This window comes from Gordonia sp. BP-119 (genome assembly GCF_016924115.1).
Taxonomy (GTDB): domain Bacteria; phylum Actinomycetota; class Actinomycetes; order Mycobacteriales; family Mycobacteriaceae; genus Gordonia; species Gordonia hongkongensis.
This window is the reverse complement of the sequence record NZ_JAFFZF010000028.1, coordinates 55,892-76,335: the sequence shown is the minus strand read 5'-3', so window position 1 is coordinate 76,335 and position 20,444 is coordinate 55,892. Positions and strand designations below refer to the sequence as shown.

General features: G+C 68.3%; 20 protein-coding genes. 13 read left to right on the top strand and 7 right to left on the bottom strand.

The window, feature by feature from the left end; genetic code table 11:
- Window positions 1-29 precede the first annotated feature (29 nt).
- The 4 genes from JW364_RS16320 (at window position 30) to JW364_RS16305 (ending at window position 6,907) form a co-directional block, all read left to right on the top strand.
- Window positions 30-1,907 carry a ribonuclease J gene (locus JW364_RS16320; RefSeq protein ID WP_288816390.1) on the top strand — a complete coding sequence of 626 codons (1,878 nt, stop codon included), beginning with the start codon at window positions 30-32 and terminating at the stop codon, window positions 1,905-1,907.
- A gap of 46 nt (window positions 1,908-1,953) precedes the next feature.
- Window positions 1,954-2,586, top strand: coding sequence for a TIGR03085 family metal-binding protein (locus tag JW364_RS16315; RefSeq protein WP_068969877.1), 633 nt, complete (start codon window positions 1,954-1,956; stop codon window positions 2,584-2,586).
- A gap of 79 nt (window positions 2,587-2,665) precedes the next feature.
- A complete protein-coding gene (locus tag JW364_RS16310; RefSeq protein ID WP_240199180.1) occupies window positions 2,666-5,647 on the top strand; it encodes a DNA translocase FtsK in 2,982 nt (993 codons plus the stop codon).
- 219 nt (window positions 5,648-5,866) lie between these two features.
- Window positions 5,867-6,907, top strand: a complete 1,041-nt coding sequence (locus tag JW364_RS16305) for a TerC family protein (protein WP_165630175.1) — start codon at window positions 5,867-5,869, stop codon at window positions 6,905-6,907.
- Window positions 6,908-6,947: 40 nt separating this feature from the next.
- Here JW364_RS16305 and JW364_RS16300 read toward each other — a convergent pair whose 3' ends face one another.
- Complete coding sequence (locus JW364_RS16300; protein WP_165630174.1) at window positions 6,948-7,232, bottom strand: YciI family protein; 285 nt, start codon at window positions 7,230-7,232, stop codon at window positions 6,948-6,950.
- 2 nt (window positions 7,233-7,234) lie between these two features.
- The gene (locus tag JW364_RS16295; RefSeq protein ID WP_058250177.1) at window positions 7,235-7,750 is read right to left on the bottom strand and encodes an amino-acid N-acetyltransferase; all 516 of its coding nucleotides are present in this window, start codon (window positions 7,748-7,750) and stop codon (window positions 7,235-7,237) included.
- Window positions 7,751-7,881: 131 nt separating this feature from the next.
- Between JW364_RS16295 and pgsA the strand changes: the two genes are divergently transcribed.
- From pgsA to JW364_RS16260, 7 genes are all read left to right on the top strand, one after another.
- Window positions 7,882-8,583, top strand: coding sequence for a CDP-diacylglycerol--glycerol-3-phosphate 3-phosphatidyltransferase (gene pgsA, locus JW364_RS16290; protein ID WP_165630173.1), 702 nt, complete (start codon window positions 7,882-7,884; stop codon window positions 8,581-8,583).
- A gap of 173 nt (window positions 8,584-8,756) precedes the next feature.
- Window positions 8,757-9,128, top strand: coding sequence for a helix-turn-helix domain-containing protein (locus JW364_RS16285; RefSeq protein WP_205333968.1), 372 nt, complete (start codon window positions 8,757-8,759; stop codon window positions 9,126-9,128).
- Between the two features lie 95 nt (window positions 9,129-9,223).
- Complete coding sequence (gene pspA / locus JW364_RS16280; protein ID WP_058250180.1) at window positions 9,224-10,039, top strand: phage shock protein PspA; 816 nt, start codon at window positions 9,224-9,226, stop codon at window positions 10,037-10,039.
- A gap of 29 nt (window positions 10,040-10,068) precedes the next feature.
- The gene (locus JW364_RS16275; protein WP_068969900.1) at window positions 10,069-11,271 is read left to right on the top strand and encodes a glycosyltransferase; all 1,203 of its coding nucleotides are present in this window, start codon (window positions 10,069-10,071) and stop codon (window positions 11,269-11,271) included.
- Entirely contained in the window at window positions 11,262-11,456 is a 195-nt protein-coding gene (locus JW364_RS16270; RefSeq protein WP_058250181.1) for a DUF3046 domain-containing protein, read from the top strand. Before JW364_RS16275 ends, JW364_RS16270 begins: the two co-directional genes overlap by 10 nt.
- 197 nt (window positions 11,457-11,653) lie before the next feature.
- Entirely contained in the window at window positions 11,654-12,697 is a 1,044-nt protein-coding gene (gene recA / locus JW364_RS16265) for a recombinase RecA (protein ID WP_006866461.1), read from the top strand.
- 25 nt (window positions 12,698-12,722) lie between these two features.
- Window positions 12,723-13,271, top strand: coding sequence for a regulatory protein RecX (locus JW364_RS16260; RefSeq protein ID WP_205333969.1), 549 nt, complete (start codon window positions 12,723-12,725; stop codon window positions 13,269-13,271).
- 28 nt (window positions 13,272-13,299) lie between these two features.
- On the opposite strand, the gene JW364_RS16255 is transcribed toward JW364_RS16260, so the two are convergent.
- The 4 genes from JW364_RS16255 to JW364_RS16240 are packed head-to-tail and all read right to left on the bottom strand — an operon-like array spanning window position 13,300 to window position 16,617.
- Entirely contained in the window at window positions 13,300-14,190 is an 891-nt protein-coding gene (locus JW364_RS16255) for an amino acid ABC transporter permease (protein WP_068969884.1), read from the bottom strand.
- On the bottom strand, window positions 14,187-14,864 hold the full coding sequence (locus tag JW364_RS16250; protein ID WP_058250184.1) for an amino acid ABC transporter permease: 678 nt from the start codon (window positions 14,862-14,864) through the stop codon (window positions 14,187-14,189). Before JW364_RS16250 ends, JW364_RS16255 begins: the two co-directional genes overlap by 4 nt.
- A 15-nt stretch (window positions 14,865-14,879) precedes the next feature.
- Window positions 14,880-15,887 (bottom strand): glutamate ABC transporter substrate-binding protein, encoded by a 1,008-nt coding sequence (locus JW364_RS16245; RefSeq protein WP_065628923.1) that lies wholly within the window; start codon window positions 15,885-15,887, stop codon window positions 14,880-14,882.
- A gap of 1 nt (window position 15,888) precedes the next feature.
- A complete protein-coding gene (locus JW364_RS16240) occupies window positions 15,889-16,617 on the bottom strand; it encodes an amino acid ABC transporter ATP-binding protein (RefSeq protein ID WP_165630857.1) in 729 nt (242 codons plus the stop codon).
- 134 nt (window positions 16,618-16,751) lie between these two features.
- Here JW364_RS16240 and miaB point away from each other — a divergent pair, with 134 nt between their 5' ends.
- Both miaB and JW364_RS16230 read left to right on the top strand, forming a co-directional pair.
- Entirely contained in the window at window positions 16,752-18,284 is a 1,533-nt protein-coding gene (gene miaB, locus JW364_RS16235; RefSeq protein WP_068969901.1) for a tRNA (N6-isopentenyl adenosine(37)-C2)-methylthiotransferase MiaB, read from the top strand.
- A 21-nt stretch (window positions 18,285-18,305) separates the two neighbouring features.
- Window positions 18,306-18,941 carry a hypothetical protein gene (locus JW364_RS16230; protein ID WP_374100843.1) on the top strand — a complete coding sequence of 212 codons (636 nt, stop codon included), beginning with the start codon at window positions 18,306-18,308 and terminating at the stop codon, window positions 18,939-18,941.
- Window positions 18,942-18,962: 21 nt separating this feature from the next.
- Here JW364_RS16230 and JW364_RS16225 read toward each other — a convergent pair whose 3' ends face one another.
- A complete protein-coding gene (locus JW364_RS16225) occupies window positions 18,963-20,330 on the bottom strand; it encodes a DUF349 domain-containing protein (RefSeq protein WP_189340020.1) in 1,368 nt (455 codons plus the stop codon).
- Between the last annotated feature and the right edge of the window lie 114 nt (window positions 20,331-20,444).

Sequence of the window (20,444 nt, the reverse complement as noted above, 5' to 3'; positions counted from 1 at the left end):
AGCCCACCCCGCCCGCCGAGCCTGTCGAGGTGACCTCGAAGGCACGGCAACCCCGGCGCGCGCGAGCCGAGCGGACCGGATCATCGGAACCGAAATCCGACGCGAACTCGCCGAAGCACGCGGCCAAGCGTCCGGCGAGTCCCGCGTCGAACACCCGTCGCCCCCGCCACGAGCGCGGCGACGCCCGCGGCGGCCGCCGGCCCGAACCGGCAACCCCGGCCCCTGTCGACCGACTGGGCACACCCCGCCGACTGCCCAAGGGTGGTCTGCGCGTGGTGGCGCTCGGCGGGATCGGCGAGATCGGCCGCAACATGACCGTCTTCGAATACAACGGCCGTCTGCTGATCGTCGACTGCGGTGTGCTCTTCCCCGAGGACGCCCAGCCGGGCGTCGACCTGATCCTGCCGGACTTCCGCTACATCGAAGACCGCATGGACGACGTCGACGCGGTGATCCTGACCCACGGCCACGAGGACCACATCGGCGCTCTGCCGTTCCTGCTCCGGCTACGCAGCGACATCCCGGTGATCGGCGCGAAGTTCACGCTCGCCCTGGTCGAGGCCAAGTGTCGCGAGCATCGCCTGCGACCCAAGCTCGTCGAGGTCGTCGAAGGTCAGAAGACCTCGCACGGCCCGTTCGAGTGCGAGTACTTCGCCGTCAACCACTCGATCCCGGACGCCCTGGCCGTCGCGATCCGGACCCCCGCCGGCGTCGTGCTGCACACCGGCGACATCAAGCTCGACCAGCTGCCCCTCGACGGCCGGCTCACCGACCTCGCCGGGTTCAGCCGCCTCGGCGATGAGGGCGTCGACCTGTTCCTGGTGGACTCGACCAACGCCGAGGTGCCCGGTTTCGTGACCCCGGAACGTCAGATCGGCGGGGTGCTCGACCAGGTCATCGGCAAGGCCACACAGAGGGTCATCGTGGCGTCGTTCGCGAGCCACGTCCATCGCATCCAGCAGATCATCGACGTGGCGCACACCCACAATCGGCGGGTCACCTTCGTCGGCCGTTCGATGGTGCGCAACATGCAGATCGCGCAGGATCTCGGCTACCTCTCGGTACCCGACGGCGTCGTCGTCGATCTCGACACCGCGGCAACCCTGCCCGACCACCGCGTGGTGCTGATCTCCACCGGCTCGCAGGGCGAGCCGCTGTCCGCGCTCTCCCGGATGGCGCGCGGAGAGCACCGGCAGATCAACATCCGGGCCGACGACCTCGTCGTGCTGGCGTCCTCGCTCATCCCCGGCAACGAGAACTCGGTGTTCGCCGTCGTCAACGGGCTGGCCAAGCGCGGCGCGACCGTCATCACCCAGCAGAGTGCGAAGGTCCATGTCTCGGGCCACGCCTCGGCCGGTGAGCTGCTCTACCTCTACAACGCGGTGCGCCCCTCGAATGCGATGCCCGTGCACGGCGAATGGCGGCACCTGCGCGCCAACGCCGCGCTCGCGGTAGCGACCGGTGTGCCCGAGGACCGGGTCGTCCTCGCCGAGGACGGCGTGGTGGTCGACCTCGTCGACGGTCGCGCCGACATCGTCGGACGGGTTCCGGTCGGGCACGTCTACGTCGACGGCCTCTCGGTCGGCGACGTGGGGGAGTCGACGCTCTCCGAACGGCTCGTGCTGGGGGAGGGCGGATTCATCGCCATCACCGTCGCCGTGGACGTGACGACGGGCCGTGCGGTGAGCACACCCGAGGTCTCCGGACGCGGTTTCTCCGACGACCCGGACGCGCTCAAGGAGGCGGCGGACATCGTCAACCAGACGCTGGATTCGCTGGCGGCCGAGGGTGTCTCCGACACGCACCGGATCGCCCAGGGGATTCGCCGTGCGGTCGGGCGCTGGGTGTCGACCGCCTATCGTCGCCGTCCGATGATCGTGCCGACGGTCATCGCGGTCGGGGACTGACCGGCGCCGAGGAACGAGATCCCGGCGTTGTCGCTACCGTGGTCGTGTGACCGGAGCGCAGAAGGAAAGAGCAGCCCTCGTCGAGACCCTTCGAAAGGTGGGCCCCGACGCGCCCACCTTGTGTGAGGGCTGGACCACCCGCGATCTGTTGGCGCATCTCGTGGTCCGGGAACGACGCCCCGACACCGGGCCGGGCATTCTCATCCCGGCTTTCGCCGGCCACACCGAGAAGGTGCGAGCCCAGGCGACGTCGAAGGACTGGGATGCCCAACTGGCGTTGCTCGCCTCGGGGCCGCCGGTCTACTCGCCGTTCAAGCTGATCGACCGATTCGCCAACCTGGCCGAGATGTTCGTCCACCACGAAGACGTCCTGCGTGGCGGCGCCGACCCCGACGGGCCGTGGACGCCCCGGTCGCTGGCCCCCGAACTCGAGGCGGAGTTGCGCACGCCGGCCAAGTCGATGGGCCGGATGACGCTCAAGAAGGTCCCGGCCCGCGTGACCCTGCGCACCCCGGACGGCGAGGATCTGGTGACGGCGGGATCGGGTGACGACGTCATCGTGACCGGTCGTGTCGGTGAGCTGGTGCTGTTCGCGTTCGGCCGTACACCGGTCGACGTCACATTCGCCGGTGACGCCGCCGCGATCACGGGCGTCCGCGAGAGTTCGCGCGGCCTCTGAGCGATCACAACTTCGACACGCATCCGTTGTCTGTGTTGCCCGTGTGACTGATGTGACCGCTGCCCACTAGTCTGTCGGTATGGCTTCGAAGGCAAGCACGGGTACACGCGCGTCCTCCGCGCGCGGCGCTGCTGGTTCCACGCGCGGTGGATCCGCTCGCGGTGGTTCGGGGCGGGCGAGTTCGGCTCGAGGGAGTTCGACCGCCGCTCGCCGCTCGACGGGTGACGGTTCGAAGAGCGGCGGTTCGAAGAGCGGTGGCTCGCGTCGTCAGACGGGCGCCGGTGCCTCGACGAGGTCGAAGGCCGGGGCATCGCGGAAGAGTTCCCGGTCCGCTGCACCAGCGGAGTCGGTGGACCTGCATCGTCGTTCCGTCGCCGCGGCCGGGGCGTCCGCGGTGGGCAAGGGTATCGGTGCCGGATGGTCGTTGTTCGCGCGCGGCGTCGGCAGCGCCGCCCGGGCGGGCTCGGGCGTCGGCCGCGGACCGCGCACCGAAGCCGTCGGAGAGTTCGACGACATCGACGACACCGACCCGGACTTCGAGGAGTTCGACGACGGGCCCGACGGCAACGGTCGACCCCGGCCCGGCGGTCACAGCCATCGGCGGGACGGGACAGCACTCGGTCTCCTCGCCTTCGGCCTGCTCGTCGGCGCCAGTGTCTGGTTCGGTGCGGCGGGTCCGGTGGGCGCCTTCATCGAGGCCCTCATCCGCGCGGTCATCGGGTCGGCGGCCGTGCTCGTGCCGGTCGGTCTGCTCGCGCTGGCAGTCGTCCTGATGCGACGGCCGGCCGCCCCGGAGCGACGCGGCCGCTACCTGTCGGGTGGGTTCCTGGTGATCCTTCCGCTGCTCGGTCTGATGCACCTCGTCGCCGGTGCGCCGGTCGACCTCCCCGGACGGTCCGGCGCGGCCGGGTTCGTCGGCTTCGCGGTGGGCACGCCGTTGACCGCGGGTGTCACCGCGTGGGTCTCGGTGCCGATCCTGTTGTTGTGCATGGCATTCGGCGTACTCATCCTCAGCGGCCGAACCGTCCGCGAGGTCGTCGACGCCGCCGCCGGTTACCTCGGTCTGGGTGTCGGACGAGGCGACGACGCGCCCTGGGACGACGACGAGTGGGATGCCGACGCCGAGAACTACGACGATCCGGATTTCGACGAACCCGATACCGAGACCGACAGCGCCGAATCGGATCCCTGGGACTCCGGCGCGCTCGAGTCGCGGTCCCGGCGTCGGCCGTACTCGTCGAACCCGTACGACAACTACCCGCCGGATTCGGCGCCGACGCGGACCTCGGGACGGACGTCGCGGCGCAAGCCCGCCGACGTCGCCGACGTCGCCCCGCTCGAGGAGGCCGTCACCGAGAACTTCGCGGATGCCGACCAGCAGGTCACCGAGGTGATCGCGTCGAGCCCCCGTACCCGTGCCACCCCCGCTCGGCGGGCCGCCGCGCGATCCGCGCCGCGCCCCGCACCCGAACCCGAGCCCCGGCACGAACCCGATCTCGACGACGAGATGACGGACGAGGGGATGTCGGACGACGAGGCGTTCATCCCGTCCGATCCCACCGCCGACGGGGACTATCGCCTGCCGCCCGCCGACCTTCTCATCGAGGGCGATCCGCCGAAGATGGGCAGCAGCGCCAACGACGACATGATCGACCGGATGACCGGCGTGCTGGAGCAGTTCAAGATCGACGCCGCGGTCACCGGATACACCCGCGGGCCGACCGTCACACGATACGAGATCGAGCTCGGCCCGGGCGTGAAGGTCGAGAAGATCACCGCGCTGCAACGCAACATCGCCTACGCCGCGGCAACGGACAACGTGCGCCTGCTCGCGCCGATCCCCGGCAAGTCCGCGGTCGGTATCGAGGTCCCCAACTCCGACCGTGAGATGGTTCGCCTGGCCGACGTGCTGAACTCGCCGTCGACCCGGAAGGACAAGCATCCGTTGGTGATCGGGCTCGGCAAGGACATCGAGGGAGATTTCGTCAGCGCCAACCTGGCGAAGATGCCGCACCTGCTGGTCGCCGGGTCGACCGGCTCGGGCAAGTCGAGCTTCGTCAACTCGATGCTCGTGTCGCTGCTCAGCCGTGCGACGCCGGAGCAGGTGCGGATGATCCTGATCGACCCGAAGATGGTCGAGCTCACCCCGTACGAGGGAATCCCGCACCTCATCACGCCGATCATCACGCAACCGAAGAAGGCCGCTGCCGCACTCGCCTGGCTCGTCGAGGAGATGGAGCAGCGCTACCAGGACATGAAGGCCTCGCGGGTGCGCCACATCGACGACTTCAACTCGAAGGTCCGGTCGGGAGACATCACCGCCCCGCTGGGCAGCGAACGCGTCTACAAGCCGTATCCGTACATCTTGGCCATAGTCGACGAGCTCGCCGACCTGATGATGACCGCGCCCCGCGACGTCGAGGACGCGATCGTGCGGATCACCCAGAAGGCGCGCGCCGCCGGCATCCATCTGGTGCTCGCGACGCAGCGTCCGTCGGTCGATGTCGTCACCGGTCTGATCAAGACCAACGTGCCGTCGCGGCTGGCGTTCGCGACGTCGTCGCTGACCGACTCACGCGTCATCCTGGATCAGCCGGGTGCCGAGAAGCTGATCGGCATGGGCGACGGCCTGTTCCTCGCGATGGGCGCCAACAAGCCGATCCGCATGCAGGGTGCCTACATCACCGACGAGGAGATCGCCGCGGTCGTCGATTTCTCCAAGGAGCAGGCCGAGCCGGAGTACACCGAGGGTGTCACCGCGGCGAAGGCGGGCGACAAAAAGGACATCGACAGCGACATCGGCAACGACCTCGACGATCTCCTGCAGGCGATCGAACTGGTCGTGTCGAGCCAGTTCGGGTCGACGTCGATGCTGCAGCGCAAGCTGCGGGTCGGGTTCGCCAAGGCCGGCCGTCTCATGGACCTGATGGAGACGCGGGGAGTGGTCGGCCCCAGCGAGGGATCGAAGGCGCGTGAGGTGCTCGTGAAGCCCGACGATCTGGCGGGGGTGATCGCCTCGATCACCGGCGGCGGCGACGAAACGGACAGTTCCGGCACCTGACTCGGGTCGCTGACCTGCGGTTTCTGCAGGTTTCCTGCAGTTTGTGTAAGGTAGCCGGAGATCCATGAGGGGAGTATCCCCAAAGCGGCGTCTCCGTCAATACGGTCACGATTCGCAACGATGCCGATCATCGTCGCGGCCCTGACCCGGAGCGTCGGCCCCCGTTCGGTGGGAGAGACCTCTGGCTCGTCAGCTCATGCTGCCTGCTGGAGGTTACAAGTGGATGTTTCGCTGTCCGTATGGCTGATCACCTGTGCGGTGATCCTCGCCCTGTTCGCGTTCGACTTCTTCACCCACGTGCGCGTGCCCCACGCGCCGTCGCTCAAGGAGTCGGGCATCTGGTCGGCGATCTACATCGGATTCGCCGTCATCTTCGGTCTGTTCGTCTGGTGGAACTGGGGATCGACCTTCGGCGGTGAGTACTTCGCCGGTTACGTCACCGAGAAGGCGCTGTCGGTGGACAACCTGTTCGTCTTCGTCATCATCATGGCGAAGTTCGCGGTGCCCAAGGAGTACCAGCAGAAGGTCCTGCTGCTCGGCATCCTGATGGCCCTCATCATGCGCGGCATCTTCATCGCCGTCGGTGCGGCCGCCATCAACGCCTACAGCTGGGTCTTCTACCTGTTCGGCGCGTTCCTGATCTTCACCGCCGTCAAGCTGCTCCGCGAGAGCGACGACCCGGTCGAGCACGAGGAGGAGCGCGAGACGCGTCTCGAGCGCTTCGTCAAGCGTTACCTGCGCACGCATGACTCGTACGACCGCGACAAGCTGTTCACCCGCGTCAACGGCAAGCGCCTCGCGACCCCGATGCTGATGGTTCTCATCGTCATCGGCTTCACCGACGTGCTGTTCGCGCTCGACTCGATCCCGGCCATCTACGGCCTCACGTCCGAGCCCTACCTGGTCTTCACCGCCAACGCGTTCGCCCTGATGGGTCTGCGTCAGCTGTTCTTCCTCATCGGCGGACTGCTCGACCGCCTGGTGTACCTGTCCATCGGCCTGTCGATCATCTTGGCCTTCATCGGCGTCAAGCTGGTCCTCCACGCCCTGCACGAGAACACCCTGTCCTTCATCAACGGTGGCGAGCACGTGGCGGTCCCCGAGATCTCCACCGGGCTGTCGCTGTCGGTGATCCTCGGTGTCCTGGTGATCACCACGGTGGCCAGCCTGATCAAGAGTCGCGGGATGGCTAAGACGCCTGAGGTCGAATCCGCCGGCGACACGACCGACTCGCCGGCACCGAAGTCCAAGGACTCCTGACCCGTCCACGTCCACCCGTCGCCGACGGGTGGACGTGGCATCAGCCCGGGAACGGCCCGAACACCTGCGTCCACTCGTCGAGGCGGATGGCGTCGACGGCCTGATGCGCCTGGAACGGGTCGTTGGCGAGGAATGCCTCGGCCGCCTCGAGGTCGGCTGCCCGAATGACGATGAGCGCGCCCGACCCGTCGGGATAGGGACCGGCGATCAGCACGTTGCCCGCCGAATGTTCTTCCGCGAGCCACTCCCGGTGCAGCGGTCGGTGCTGATCCCGCAGGGCGGCCTTGGCTGGGCGATAGGTGTACTGCACGGCGAAGAACGGCATGGTCACTCCTGCTCGATGGTTGCCAGCATCCGGGTGTTGCCCAGGGTGTTGGGTTTGACATAACTGAGGTCGAGAAACTCTGCGACGCCGGTGTCATAGGACCGGCACATCTCCTCGAACACCTCGCGCGTGACCGGGGTGCCCTGGATCTCGGCGAAACCGTGCCGCGCGAAGAAGGCCGTCTCGAACGTGAGCACGAAGACGCGCGAGAGCTGCAGTTCGCGGGCGACCGCCATGAGCCGGTCGACGAGGAGGTGGCCGATGCCGCGCCCTGCGTGGGCGTTGTCGACGGCGACCGTGCGGACCTCGCCGAGATCGGCCCAGAGCACATGCAGCGCACCACAACCGACCACCAGGCCGTCGACGTCGGCGACCCAGAACTCCTGGACGGACTCGTAGAGCGTGACGAGGTTCTTCTCGAGGAGGATTTTCCCGGCGTACTGGTCGATCAGTTCTTTGATCCGCGGGACGTCGGAGGTGCGCGCACGACGGATGACGACGTGATCGGCGGGGGACATGGGAATTCAGCTTAGTCTCTGCGATGGGGCGACCTGTGCACGTCGTTCACCGGGACTGCCGATACCCTGATGGGCGTGTACTTGAGGACTGCCCTGAACTGCGGCACGACGCCGCGGTCAGGAGCGAGCTCATGACCGACCGGATCCGGCGGGCCGTCGAAGAGAACGGCATCGCCAATGTGGGCCGCGGGCCCGACCACATCACCGACCCGGTGGACCCGGTGCCGGTGGTCAACATCGCCAATGCACTCACGGTGTTCCGGATCGTCCTGGTGCCGGTGTTCCTGGTGGCGCTGTTCATGGAGTCGGGCGAGTCGACGCTGTGGCGCACGATCGCGACGATCGTCTTCGGGGTCGCGGCGTTGACCGACCGGTACGACGGGATGATCGCGCGGCAGCGCGGCCTGATCACCGACTTCGGGAAGCTGGCCGACCCCATCGCGGACAAGGCCCTGATCGGCGGTGCCCTCGTCGGGTTGTCGATCCTCGGCATCCTGCCGTGGTGGGTCACCGTGGTGATCGTCGCCCGCGAGGTGTGGGTGACGGCGCTGCGTTTCTGGGTGTTGCGGCACAAGGTCATCCCGGCCAGCCGCGGCGGCAAGCTCAAGACGCTGCTGCAGGCGCTCGCCATCGGTCTGTACCTCCTCCCGCTCGGCGGACCGTGGCAGCTCGCCGCCGACATCCTGATGGGACTGGCGGTGGTGGTGACGATCTACACGGGTCTGGACTACACCTGGCAGGCGGTCAAGGTCCGGTCGGATCGCGATGAGACCGCACGCCGGCCGGTGGCACCGCGCGGACGTGCTGTGGGAGGAACCGGCGGCGGTCGCTGACTTCGACTATCGTCGATCAGACGGTGCTGCCCCGACGTGGGTGCCGACGCCGCCGGTGCCGCGGGGAACCCGTCGGGACCGCGAAGCGTTGGGTAGGGCAGCGGGCGCGCCGCCGATTCGGTGGGCGCCGAGCAGTTCAGTTGGGCCGAGACGTTCAGTAGGGAGGAGACTCGATGGCGATGCTCTTACGCGAGGCGCTCGGCGACAGCCTGCGTCGGGTCCGGACGCAGCAGGGCCGGACCCTGCGCGAGGTGTCCACCGGTGCGCGGGTGAGTCTGGGCTACCTCTCGGAAGTCGAACGCGGTCAGAAGGAGGCGTCGAGCGAACTGCTCGCCGCGATCTGTGACGCGCTGGAGGTCGAGATCGCCGACCTGCTCCTCGAAGTCGGCAGCGCCATGCGTCCGGCCGGTGCCGAACCCGTCGTGGTCGGCGCCGAGCCGATGGGCGAGGGCGTCGAGGCCACCGAGGCCGGACTGACCGCGACCAAGGTCGTGATCCCGGCTCCCGCCGGCCGCCGGGAGGCCACGGCGCTCGCGGCTGCCTGACCCGCACCGTCTGAACGACACCGACTCAACACCGGACTCGCAGACGCTAGATTGGTCACCAGAGTTCTCAGACCCCTGAATGGAGTACGACGAGCATGGCGAACCCGTTCGTGAAGTTGTGGCGCTACCTCACAGCACTCGGCAACGCGAAGATCGACGAGCACGCTGACCCGAAGGTCCAGATCCAGCAGGCGATCGAGGACGCCCAGCGTCAGCACCAGGCGCTCTCGCAGCAGGCGGCCTCGGTGATCGGCAACCAGCGTCAGCTCGAGATGAAGCTGAACCGGCAACTCGAGGACGTCGAGCGGCTGCAGGCGAACACCCGCCAGGCGCTGACGCTGGCCGATCAGGCCGCCGCGGCCGGCGACACCCAGAAGGCGACCGAGTACACCAACGCCGCCGAGGCGTTCGCGGCCCAGCTGGTGACCGCCGAGCAGAGCGTGGAGGACCTCAAGTCCTTGCACGACCAGTCGCTCCAGGCGGCCGATCAGGCCAAGAAGGCCGTCGAGCGCAACGCGATGATCCTGCAGCAGAAGCTGTCCGAGCGTTCGAAGCTGCTCAGTCAACTCGAGCAGGCGAAGATGCAGGAGCAGGTCTCGGCGTCGCTCAACCAGATGAGCGAGCTGTCGGTGCCCGGCAACACGCCGAGCCTCGACCAGGTCCGCGACAAAATCGAACGACGCTACGCGAACGCGCTCGGTTCGGCGGAGCTGGCCAAGAACTCCGTGCAGGGCCGCATGCAGGAGGTCGAGCAGGCCGGCGTGCAGATGGCCGGACATTCTCGTCTCGAACAGATCCGCGCGAGCATGCGCGGTGACGCGCTGCCCGCCGCCGGCACGACCGCACCGGGTCTGCAGAAGCCGGCGACCCAGTCCGCGCCGCCGACCACCGAGCCGCCCCAGCAGAACTGACAGATCGCGCACGCGTGCACGACGAACCCGTGCGCGTCGCGATCGTCGCGGGCTCCGACGCCGGGCATGCCTTCCCGGCTTTCGCGCTGGCCGAGCGGTTCCGCCCCGCCGGTGACACACCGGTCGTGTTCACCTCCCTCGCATGGTCGGAGGCCGCGCGCCGCCGGGGGATCGACATCGCTGATCTCCCGGGGCTGCGCGCCGAGGACTCCGACGACGACTCCGACGCCGGAGCCAAACTGAGTGCCCGCGCCGCGCGCATGGCCCAGCAGCTCGTCGGGCCGCTGCGTGCGGCCGGGACCCAACTCGTCATCTCCGACGTCATCACCGTGGGCGGGGGCTGGGCCGCTCAACTGTGTGGACTGCCCTGGATCGAGCTGTCGCCGCATCCGCTGTACCGGCCGTCCCGGGGACTACCGCCGATCGGGTCCGGGCTCGAACCGGGTCGCGGCGTCGGGGGTCGGCTGCGCGACACGCTGATGCGCGCCGCCACCGCGTCGTCGATCCGCCAGGGCGTGCGGCAGCGGGACGCTGCCCGGCGGACGATCGGGCTGGGTGACGTCGACGCGGAACCGGCGGCGCGACTCATCGCCACCCTTCCCGGCCTCGAGGTCCCGCGCCCCGACTGGCCGACCGACACGCATCTCGTCGGACCCCTGGTGTGGGAGCCCACCGACGATCACTTCACCGTGCCTACCGGCGATCACCCTCTCGTCGTCGTCGCCCCGTCGACCGCGCAGACCGGCGCCGCCGACATGCTCGGCGAGGCTCTCGAAGCCCTGTCGCCGGACACACTGGGCCGGACCGTGCGGGTGGTGGTCTCGGGGCTCCGCGACCCCGACGGGGCTGATCTCGCCCGCTTCCGCGGGGAACTGATCACGGCGGGGCCGGGCCGGCAGGACGAGGTGCTCGCGCACGCCGACCTGCTGATCTGTGGCTCCGGGCACGGGATCCTCGCCAAGGCGATGCTCGCGTCGGTGCCGGTCGTCGCGGTACCCGGTGGGGGTGACCAGTGGGAGCTCGCCGCCCGGATCCGACGTGCCGGCGCGGGGCAGGCGGTGCGTCCGGTCACCGCGGACGCGGTTGCCGACGCCGTGCGGGCCGTCCTGGACGATCCGGCACATGCACGCGCGGCGGGTGCGATCGGGGAGTCGGTGACCGACGTCGTCGACCCGGTGGCGGTCGCGCATCGCGTTCTGGCGGCGTCACCTAGGCTGGACCCGTGCGTCTGACCGAGTTCACCGAGTTGATGACCACCGAATTCGGTGTGCCGTCGGCGGATTCGATCCTGTCCGATCACATCCTGATCGAGGTCGGCGGACGCACGGGTGCCCAGGCGATCGACGACGGGGTCGACCCGCGCGACGTCTGGATCGCGATCTGTCGCGACTTCGACGTACCGCGCCATCGCTGGTGACACGCCACCGCGTGTCACACTTGCCATCGAACAGGTGTTCGTCCATCCTGGTGCCCAGAGGTGAAATCAGACGGAACCACACGGGCCGAGTCTGCGTCTGAAGAGTTGTCGGACCCACCGGCTACTTTCATCACATGAACGCCCGGACCGCACAGACCGCCCGCCGGAAATCCGGCTCGCAACCGAGGAGAACTCCCATGGCACCTGCGCCCCAAGACCGCGAGAAGGCTCTCGACCTCGCCCTCGCGCAGATCGACAAGAACTTCGGCAAGGGTTCGGTGATGCGGCTCGGCGAGGAGACCCGTCAGCCGATCGAGATCATCCCCACCGGGTCCATCGCGCTCGACGTCGCCCTCGGTATCGGCGGACTGCCCCGCGGCCGCGTCGTGGAGATCTACGGTCCGGAGTCCTCGGGTAAGACGACCGTCGCCCTGCACGCCGTCGCCAACGCCCAGGCGCAGGGCGGCATCGCCGCGTTCATCGACGCCGAGCACGCACTCGATCCCGACTACGCCGCCAAACTCGGCGTCGACACCGACGCGCTGCTGGTGTCCCAGCCCGACACCGGTGAGCAGGCGCTCGAGATCGCGGACATGCTGATCCGATCGGGCGCGCTCGACATCCTGGTCATCGACTCGGTGGCCGCGCTGGTCCCCAAGGCCGAGATCGAGGGCGAGATGGGCGACAGCCACGTCGGTCTGCAGGCCCGCCTGATGAGCCAGGCCCTGCGGAAGATGACCTCCGCGCTGAACCAGTCGAAGACCACCGCGATCTTCATCAACCAGCTACGCGAGAAGATCGGCGTCATGTTCGGTTCGCCCGAGACCACCACGGGCGGAAAGGCGCTGAAGTTCTACTCGTCGGTGCGCCTCGACGTCCGCCGGATCGAGACCCTCAAGGACGGGACCGACGCGGTCGGTAACCGCACACGCGTCAAGGTCGTCAAGAACAAGGTCGCACCGCCGTTCAAGCAGGCCGAGTTCGACATCCTCTACGGCCAGGGCATCAGCAAGGAGGGCTCGCTGATCGACATGGGTGTCGCGGAGGGCTTCATCCGCAAGTCCGGTTCGTGGTTCACCTACGAGGGCGATCAACTCGGCCAGGGCAAGGAGAACGCGCGCAAGTTCCTGCTCGAGAACGTCGACATCCGCGACGAGATCGAGAAGAAGATCAAAGAGAAGCTGGGCATCGGCGCAACCGTCGACGCCGACGACATCGCCCCCGCCCCAGTCGAATTCTGACATCGAAGGCGAGTTCAGGTAGACCGTGAGCGAGGCAACGGACCCCGGGCAGACGCGCACACGGCGGGACAACGACCCCGACCGTAAGGGACCCAGCGCATGGGACTCGGCGCTCCGACTGCTCGGGGTCCGTGCGCGTTCACGCCAGGAGATGCGAGAGCGATTGACGCGCAAGGGTTTCGAACACGAGGCGGTCGACGACGTGATGGCGCGCCTGGAGCAACACAACCTCCTCGACGACGAGGAGTTCGCCTCCGATTGGGTACGATCCCGCCACCTCAACTCCGGTAAGGGGCGCGTCGCGTTACGACACGAGCTCCGCATCAAGGGGATCGACGAGTCGATCATCGCCGAGGCCCTCGCCGACATCGACCCCGACGACGAACGTGAGATCGCGTCGGGTCTGGTCGTGCGCAAACTCACGCCCTCGGTCGTCGACCGGATAGCCGAGGATCGCGCCGAACGCGACAAGGCGATGCGACGTCTCGTCGGAATGCTGGTGCGGCGCGGCTATTCCCAATCCCTGGCGTTCGACGTCGTGGGGGAGGCGCTCAGCGAGCTGCGTAGCGGCTGAGCGCCCCCACACGACGATCGTGCGGGTGTCACCTGCCGGTCGGCAGGTTCTCCGACGCAGCGAGTTCGGTCTCTTCCGGATCCGCGGGCGGTGCGGACGACCGGCGCCCCTGCCGGAGCCGGCGTTCGAGGCTGGTGGCGAAGGTCGAGAGCCCGAAGTTGATCAGGATCATGATGATGGCCACGACGATCAGTGCCGGGATGTAGTTGCCGTAGCGCGACGCCGAGAGCAGGCCGCTGCGGACCACCTCGGAGTAACCGATGATGTAGCCCAGCGCACTGTCCTTCAGCGCCACGACCATCTGCGAGATCAGTGCGGGCATCATCGCCGTGATCGCCTGTGGCAGAAGGATGATGCGCATCATCTGGCTCTTGCGCAGACCCAGGGCCATCGACGCCTCGGTTTGTCCCTTGGGCAGTGAGTTGATACCGGATCGCAGGATCTCGGCCATGACCGACCCGTTGTACAGGGTGAGTCCGGTGACCACCGCCGCGAACGCCAGGAAGGACGACGGGAAGACCCCGTAGATCGCGAACAGGAACCAGGTGAACACCATCAGGATCAGCACCGGGATGGCGCGGAACACCTCGACGAACAGGCCCGCGATGGTGCGTACCCACAGGTGATCGGAGAGTCGGCCGATACCGAGGACCGCACCGAGCAACAACGACAGCACGATCGAGACCGCCGCGGCCGCGAGGGTCCGCCACAGGCCCGGCAGGATGTAGCCGGTCCAAGTGCTCCACGTGACGAACGGCGACCACTTCTCGGCGGTGAACTGTTCGTTGGCGGCGAGGACGGCGATCACGTAGATCGCGATCGCGGCCAGGACCGCGATGAACGCGATCGCCAGCAAGCGGTTCCGGGTGCGGGCGCGTGGTCCCGGGGCGTCGTAGAGGACGGTCGAGTCAGCGCTCATCGTTTCACCGCCAGTCGCTTGGCGAGGTAGCCGAAGACGGCACCCTCGCTGAGTGTGATGATCATGAATCCCGCCGCGATGACGCCGAAGATGACGAACAGCTGGTCGGAGTAGGTCTCGATCTCGGTCTTCATCAGAGCCGCCGCCTCGGCGACGCCGATCACCGAGGCGACCGTCGTGTTCTTGGTGAGCGCGATCAGGACGCTGCCCAGCGGACCGATCACCGACCGGATCGCCTGTGGCAGCACGATGACCCCGAAGACCTGCGTGAACGAGAGGCCGAGGGAGCGAGCGGCTTCGGCCTGCCCGAGCGGGACCGTGTTGAAGCCGGAGCGCAGCGTCTCACAGACGAACGTCGAGGTGTACAGCACGAAGGCGAGGACGGCGAGCCAGAAGTTGTTCGACTCGATCGTCGGCGCGAAGGTCAGGCCCAGGTTCTGGTACAGGCCGATCGCACAGAACAGCACCACGAGTGTCAGCGGCGTGTTGCGGACGATGTTCACGTAGACCTCGGCGAAGCCGCGCATCACCGGCACGGGGGAGACCCGCATGGCCGCGAGGATCGTGCCCCACACCAGCGAGCCGATCGCCGAGTAGAAGGTCAGCTGGATGGTCACCCAGAAGGCGGGCCACAGCTCTGGACCCATGCTCTCCCACAGAGAGACGTCATTCATCGGTAGCTCCGTCGCTCACTGCAGCCCGGGCGGGCACGGTGTGGAGGGCGAGTCGAGGAAGTCGAGGTCGCCGGGATCGGGCAGGTAGGGGAACTTCGAGTCCGGACGGTCGGCGCGGGCGATGATCTCGTCCACGTAGGGATTGCCGAGTGCCTCGCGCAGCGCGGCGTTCCAGGCCGACTCGCCGTCGACGGAAGGCGCGAGCATCGCGTCGAGTGCCGTGTTGACGGCGTTCTGCGACGCCGTGTCGTCCAGAGCCAGCCCCACGCCGTAGCGCTCGGTGGAGAACGGACTGCCCGCGGTCTTCAGGGCATCCTTCACGCAGGCGTCCTTGAGGTAGGTCATCTCGACGAGCTTGAACTCGCCCTCCCAGAAGTTGGAGTAGCCGGCGAGGATCGCCTCGTCGGTGGTCACCGCGTCGACCTTGTCGCGACGCAGCGCCTCGACGCAGGCCGAGTAGGAGTCGTACTCCTGCAACTGGACCGCGGGCAGCTGTGCCTTGACGTTCTGCGCCGGTGTCGAGCCGGTCACCGAGCAGAGCTTCTTGCCCTTGTCGAGGTCGGCGAGTTCGTCGATCGTGTTGTCGTCGGCGCGCACCATCAGACCCTGGTACGTGACGAGATAGGGACCGCCGAAGGACACCTTCTTCGAGCGCGCCGCGTTGATCGAGTACGTGGCCGCGATCAGGTCGACCTCACCGTTGTCGATCATCGCCTCGCGGCGCGCCGAGGGGGTCTCGCGCCAGGTGACCTCGGGATGGGGGACACCGAGGTCGTCGGCGATGTGGTTGACGACATAGCGCGACACCGAGGCGTCGAATCCCTCGACGTTGCCGTCCGGCTCGTAGAGGCCGAGACCGGGCTGGTCGAACTTGACGCCCAGCACGACCGATCCCTCGCGGATGGAGTCGAGCAGGTTGCGCGGTTCGGTGCTGCCGCAGGCGGACAACACGGTGGCGAGCAGGGCGCCGACCGCGAGGACCAGGCCCGCGGTCCGCATCGGGCGGGTGGTTCGCTGTGTCATGTCAGTGCCCCAGGATCTTGCCGAGGAAGTCCCGGGCGCGATCGGTCGACGGGTTGCTGAAGAACGTCTCCGGATCGGAGTCCTCGATGATCGCCCCGTCGGACATGAAGATGATGCGGTCGGCGGCCTTGCGCGCGAAGCCCATCTCGTGGGTGACGACCACCATCGTCATGCCCTCTTTCGCGAGGGACACCATCACGTCGAGCACCTCGTTGACCATCTCCGGGTCGAGGGCCGAGGTCGGTTCGTCGAACAACATGATCTTCGGGTTCATCGCCAGCGACCGGGCGATGGCCACGCGCTGCTGCTGGCCGCCGGAGAGTTGGGCGGGGTACTTGTCCTTCTGGCTGGCGATGCCGACGCGCTCGAGCAGTTCGAGGGCGCGCTTGCCGGCCTCGTCCTTGCTCTTCTTGCGCACCTTGATCGGCGCGAGCGTGACATTCTCGAGGATCGTCTTGTGCGAGAACAGGTTGAAGGACTGGAAGACCATTCCGACGTCGGCGCGGAGCCGGGCGAGGTCCTTGCCCTCGGCGGGCAGCACCTGACCCTCGACCAGGATCTCGCCGCCGTCGATCGGCTCGAGGCGATTGATCGTGCGGCAGAGGGTGGACTTGCCCGAGCCCGACGGTCCGAGGACCACCACGACCTGACCGGCGGGGACCTCGAGATCGATGTCCTTGAGGACGTGCAACGACCCGAAGTGTTTCTGCACCCCGCGCATCGCGATCATCGGCTGGGACCCTGGGTCCGCGGACTTACTCGGCGAAACGGTCATTGGGGCACCCTATCGGCCGACGTGGAACAGGGTGTCCTGTGGGAGTCGATTTGCGTGCGCCCCGTACCCTCGTAGGGGTGAGTATCGAGTTGTCGGATCGGCCTGAGCAGGCAGCACCCGCCGCGCGCAGTTATCAGGTCCGTACCTACGGCTGCCAGATGAACGTCCACGATTCCGAGCGCATCGCCGGTCTGCTCGAGGACGCCGGGTACGTGCGCGCGGGTGAGGACGACCCCGCCGATCTCGTCGTCTTCAACACCTGCGCGATCCGGGAGAACGCCGACAACAAGCTGTACGGCAACCTGTCGCACCTCGCCCCGGTCAAATCCGACCGGCCCGGCATGCAGATCGCCGTCGGCGGCTGCCTCGCGCAGAAGGACAAGGACACGGTGCTGTCCCGGGCCCCGTGGGTCGACGTCGTCTTCGGCACACACAACATCGGGTCGCTGCCCGCGTTGCTCGATCGAGCCCGCCACAACGACGCCGCCCAGGTGGAGATCCTCGACGCGCTCGAGCGGTTCCCGTCGACCCTGCCGGCCAAGCGCGACTCCGCCTACTCGGGCTGGGTGTCGGTGTCGGTGGGGTGCAACAACACCTGCACGTTCTGCATCGTGCCGTCGCTGCGCGGCAAGGAGGTCGACCGCCGGCCGGGCGAGGTGCTCGCCGAGGTACAGGCCCTCGTCGACCAGGGTGTCGTCGAGGTGACGCTGCTGGGCCAGAACGTGAACGCCTACGGGATGTCCTTCGCCGATCCCGATCAGCCCCGCAACCGGGGCGCCTTCGCCGAACTGCTGCGCGCCTGCGGTGACATCGAGGGGCTCGAACGCGTCCGGTTCACCTCACCGCACCCCGCCGAGTTCACCGACGACGTGATCGAGGCGATGGCCCAGACGCCGAATGTGTGTCCGCAACTGCACATGCCGCTGCAGTCGGGGTCCGATCGCATCCTGCGCGCGATGCGCCGCAGCTACCGGCAGACCAAGTTCCTGGGCATCCTCGACAAGGTCCGCGAGGCCATGCCGCATGCGGCGATCACCACCGACATCATCGTCGGCTTCCCCGGCGAGACCGAGGAGGACTTCCAGGCCACCCTGGACGTCGTCGAGCGCGCCCGCTTCTCGAGCGCGTTCACCTTCCAGTACTCGCCCCGCCCCGGCACGCCCGCCGCGACGATGGCCGATCAGGTGCCGCCCGAGGTCGTGGCCGATCGCTACCGGCGTCTCATCGCGCTGCAGGAGCGGATCTGCCTGGCCGAGAACGAGGCGCTGGTCGGGACCGAGGTGGAGTTGCTCGTGGTCGCCGACGAGGGGCGCAAGTCGGCGAAGACCCAGCGCATGACCGGCCGCGCCCGGGACGGCCGCCTGGTGCACTTCGCGCCCGGAACGGCGTCGGGGATCCGCCCGGGTGACGTCGTGCACACGCAGCTCACCGCAGCGGCACCACACCATCTGATCGCCGATTCCGGCGTTCTCGCGCACCGCCGCACCCGCGCCGGCGACGCACACGAACAGAGCCGTACCCCCACCACCGCGCCCGTCGGCGTCGGGCTCGGGCTGCCGGGGTTCGGTGCCCCCGCCGCCGTCCCGGCCGACGCCGGCTGCGGCAGTGGCTGCGGCAGCTGACCACCATCACGAAGTGAGGCGATGACCATGTCCGAGAATTCGGCGTCCGACAACGAGGCGTCCGGCAGCTCTGGGTCCGAGAAGGCCGCGTTCGAGCAGTACGAGAACGACCTGCGCAAGGCGGAACGGCGGGTGGCCGGCGAGATCGACCCGGGTGCGCGCGCGGTCGTCGTCGCCGTGGCAGTCGTCCTCGCCATGGTGTCGATGGTGTTGCCGCACACGGGATCCGTCACCGGGCTCGAGGTCCTCACCTTCACGCCCGAGGCGGCCGCCGAGCGCGTCACGATCGTGTCGAGGATCTTCGTCTACCTGGTGACGATCTTCGGCATCGTCGTCTCCATGCTCGCGCTGCTCACCCGCCGGTGGTTCCTGGCGTGGATCGCGCTGTGCGGGTGCGCCATCGCGTGCGTCGCCGGGATGCTGGCGTGGTGGTCGCGGAACACGCCGGGCGTCGGTGGCGTCGAGCCGCCGTCGGGCGTCGGCATCGGCCTCGTGCTGGGCTGGATCGCGGTCTTCGTGCTCACGTTCCACTGGTCCCGCGTCGTGTGGGCGCGGAGCTCTTACCAGCTCGCGCTCGAGGACGAGCGGCGCCGGCAGGCCGCCGAGCAGGAGGCCTACGCCGCAGCGCTGTACCGCAAGAACCCGCACGAGGACTGATCCGGCCGGCCCCGACCGGACTCAGCGGTCGGTGACGGCACTCTCCGCGGCGGCGGCCCACTCGCGCCACTGCGCAGCCTGATCGCGCAACTTCGCGGCGTCGCGGTCCTTTCCGCGTTCGGCCGCCTTGCGTGCCTGGTCCTCGAGTTGCGCTGCGCGATCGGCGAATTGCGCCGCCCGCGCCAGTGCCTCGGGATCGGTCCGTTGCCACTGAGCGTCCTCGGCGTCGCGGATGCGCTTCTCCAGGGCCCGCGCGCGGGCCTCCAGGCTGTGCATCTGATCGCGCGGGACCTTGCCCAGTTCGTCCCACTGATCGCGGAACGACCGGAACTCGCGGCGGGCCGCGTCGAGATCGGCGGCCGGGTCGATGGCCTTCTCGGCGGCATTGAGCAGGGCGACCTTGGCGGTCGCGTTCGCGGAGAATTCCGCGTCGCGTTCCGACGACGCCGCGTTGCGGGCGCCGAAGAAGACGTCCTGTGCGGCCTTGAACCGCTGCCAGAGGGCCTCGTCGGTGTCCCGCGGGGCGCGGCCGGCCGCCTTCCACTCACCGAGCAGTTCCCGGAACTTGGCCGACGTCGGACCCCAGTCGGTGGAGCCGGACAGCTCCTCGGCGCGGGCGATGAGTGCTTCCTTGCGTTCCTTCGCACCGGCGCGCTCGCGGTCGAGTTCGGCGAAGTGCGCACCTCGCCGGCGATTGAAGGCGTCGCGCGCTTTGGCGTACCGCTTCCACAGCGCGTCGTCGGTCTTGCGGTCGACGCCCTTGATGGACTTCCACTCGTCGAGGATCTCGCGCAGCCGGTCGCCCGCGCTCTTCCAGTTGGTCGCGTCGGCGCCGATCTGCTCGGCCTCGGCGGCGAGGACCTCCTTGCGCGCGATGGCCTCCGACCGGGTCTTCTCGCGCTCGGCGCGGATGGTCTCGGCGACCTCGTCGGCGCTGCCGACGATGGCCTCGAGGCGGCGCTGCAGCGCGGCGACGTCACCGATCACATGCGCGTTGGGCAACTCGTCGAGCAGGTGTTTGGCGGCTTGCTGGGCCTTACGCGGGTCTCCCGAGCGGGCGGTGAGCCGTTCCTCGAGGATCTCGACCTCGGTGGCGAGGTCGTCGAACCGGCGTCCGAAGTGCGCAAGCCCCTCCTCGACTGTGCCGGCCTGCCACGAACCGATCTCGCGTTCGCCCTCGTCGGTCTTGAGCCACACGACACCCGACTCGTCGATACGACCGAAGCGGTGCGGATCGCCGGTGACGAGATGCGTGACGACCGGTTCGGACGCGATGCCGGGGCGGGGTCCGGGCTTGGGCCGGGGTCCCGGCTTGGGTCCCGGCTTCGGTGTGTCCTGCCCGGCGGGTGCCTGCTGGGGTTCGGAAGCCGATTCGGTCGGGTTGCTCATGTGCACGTGTCCTGCCGCTCAGTGGTGCCGCGCGTCACGGCTGCCGGTCGCTGGAGTCGGTTCTCGCCGGGCATCCTACGCCCGCGATCGCCGACAAGTACCGTTCCATTCAAG